A 2,797-nucleotide genomic window follows, 5' to 3' on the forward strand; every position below is an offset into this window, starting at 1 on the left:
GTGATAATAAAACCAGGGGTGATAGTTAAAAGGAACTAGATGACAAGCATAAAATCATGTAGTGATAACGTAAAATCTATATCATGCTTAAAATACCAACAGTCGAGATGAACTTCATAACACGCTTAAAATCAATCAATGATTCGTCCCCCAAGATGAGGGAGGGATGGAGTGGGATTCTATGTTCACACAGGTATCTGAAACACTGTTCACGTCGGCTCTGAAAAGCTGGGCACTCTAACAGTATGTGGACGACTGACAGCTGACAGCCGCATCTGGGGCAATCGGGAGGGTTCTCACTACGCAACAGAAAGCCATGGGTCATGTAGGTATGACCAATCCTAAGTCGTGCCAGTGTGACTTCGCGGAGGCGATCCACATGCGTAGTGGATGGCGACCGCCCTATCTGTGGTTTGACAAGGTGTAGCTTATTTTTAGTCTGTGTGTCCCAAAATGATTGCCATTTCCGCAAGAACGCTCGTCTCACCAACGGTGTTAGGTCTTGATATGGTATCTCGTATGGGCCTTCACGGTTTGATAACGAATCAGCTGCGGCCCTGTCAGCGGATTCGTTACCCGTTATACCGACATGGCTTGGGACCCAGACAAACTTTAGATCCGAACCATTTCTGTGCACACTGGTGATGATGTTGCGGATCTGCCTAACGAGTGGGTTCCTTGTTGTGTTGGAAGATATTGCATGTAGTGAACTCATAGAATCTGTGTATATGACAGGTGATGTGATACGTTTGATATTTATATAGTGAACAGCGTGCTTGATAGCGTAAAGCTCCGCTGTGAACACGGAGGCTGAGTCCGGGAGCCTGACTTTTATCGAACGGGTGTTTGTGATGACTGCACATCCAACACCACTGCTGGACTTAGTGCCATCAGTATAAAAGGCCTGATGCTGGCCAAAACTTTCGCGAAGAGCTTCAAACTCCTGCTGTAAAACTAGGTGTGGGGTGCTCCGTTTATCCCATTGTCTCAATGAAAAATCACAGACTGGCTTTACAAGCTCCCAAGGAGCAGGGTCAGCTCCCACCTGCATGACGAGGTTTCTGTGCCGGGCAATGTGATAGTACTGTAGTATCTTTTGTGACCTGATGTTTAGAGGTGGAATCACGGAAGGCTTGTTTGCGAAAAGCTGCTCGTGTCGGATCACTTGCACGCATCTATGGCTGGGAGTTTCAGGAAAGGCCTTATTTCTAATGACGTGCAGTGCAGTAAGATACTGACGCCGTCTCTCCAGCGAGGGTTCACCAGATTCAACGTAAAGGCTCTCGACCGGAGACGTGCGGAACGCACCCAAAGCAAGGCGCAGTCCAGCATGGTGAACGGTATCCAACACTTTTAAAGTAGACAGGCAGGCCGAGCCATATACCACACATCCATACTCCAATTTACTGCGGACGACACTCTTGTATACTTTAAGCATCGTTTCCCTGTCCGCACCCCATGACTTGTGTGAAAGGACTTTCAAAATATTGAGCGCTTTCAGGTCTTTCTTCCTTATATACTTGACATCAGGAGAGAAAGTTAGCTTTCTGTCAAATATGACACCGAGGAATTTCTGTTCAGGTCTAACGTCTATCAGGTGTCCATCTAGCTGTATTTCAGGGTCAGGGTATAGCCCTCGCCGTCTCGAGAAAACGACACAGGCGGTTTTCTGTGGAGAGAACTTAAATCCATTTTGCGTGGCCCATGCTGAAATCTTGTTCGTAGCTATCTGAAGCTGTCTCTCAGCTACCGGCAGACTTGACGAACTGTACGAGATTTGTACATCATCCACGTACAGAGAGTAGAATATAGTGCGCGGTATGGCCTTTGCAATGGAGTTCATTTTCACTATAAAGAGAGTCACGCTCAGCACCGAACCCTGTGGTACACCATTTTCCTGTTGAAAGAGGCGGGAATACGTCGTGCCCACTCGTACTCTGAAGAAGCGGTCCCGCAGAAAATTTTGTATAAGCTTCAGCATCCGTCCCCTTATTCCGTAGGAATACAGGTCTTGAAGAATGCCATACCTCCAAGTGGTATCATATGCCTTTTCAAGGTCGAAAAATATTGAAACACAATGCTGCCGCCTCACAAACGACTCCCTAATCACGGTCTCAAGTCGAGCGAGGTGGTCAAGCGTGGAGTACCCTTGGCGGAAGCCACACTGGTTTTCGTCCAGTATCCCGCTTTGGGTCAAAAAATATACCAACCGGTGGTTCACCATGCGCTCAAATACCTTTCCCACGCAGCTGGTAAGGGCAATGGGCCGGTAACTAGTCGGGGCGTTCGGTTCTTTGCCGGGCTTAAGAATCGGCACAACTGTAGCTTGCTTCCACGAGCGAGGGAGGGTTCCCTCAGCCCAGACCTTGTTGAAAAATCTCAAAAGTTTGTCTCTGGAACTTGGGCAAAACTGGCTGAGCATTGTCTAATGTATATTGTCCGGTCCAGGAGATGTTGGTTTAGATACACAGAGCGCACGCTCAAATTCGTAAATTGTGAACGGGAGGTTGTATGGCGCATTGTTGTGACCTGTGACGACGATCTTTTTCCTTTCTGCCACAGCCATAATCTGGAGAAAGGCAAGCGAGTAGTGGCTTGAGCTGAATACGTGCTGAAAATGTTCTCCGAGAATGTTGGCCTGTTCGTATAAGGTTTGACAAGGAGTCCCATTAACGTGGATAAGGGGCAGACTGAATGAATGGTAATTTCCACGAATCTTATTCAACCGGTCTCACACAAATTTCGCAGGTGTCCGTGTGTTTAGTGTGCTCACATACTGCTGCCACGATGTTCGTTT

General features: G+C 47.7%; 1 protein-coding gene. It reads right to left on the bottom strand.

Translation table 11 applies throughout. The features are described from left to right. Positions 1 to 76 precede the first annotated feature (76 nt). Positions 77 to 2,383: a reverse transcriptase domain-containing protein gene (locus Q2M23_RS43365; protein ID WP_316399482.1), complete on the bottom strand. Its 2,307-nt coding sequence runs from the start codon at positions 2,381 to 2,383 to the stop codon at positions 77 to 79. Between the last annotated feature and the right edge of the window lie 414 nt (positions 2,384 to 2,797).

Origin of the sequence: Bradyrhizobium sp. 33ap4, from assembly GCF_032654765.1 — a bacterium.
Lineage (GTDB): Bacteria > Pseudomonadota > Alphaproteobacteria > Rhizobiales > Xanthobacteraceae > Bradyrhizobium > Bradyrhizobium australafricanum.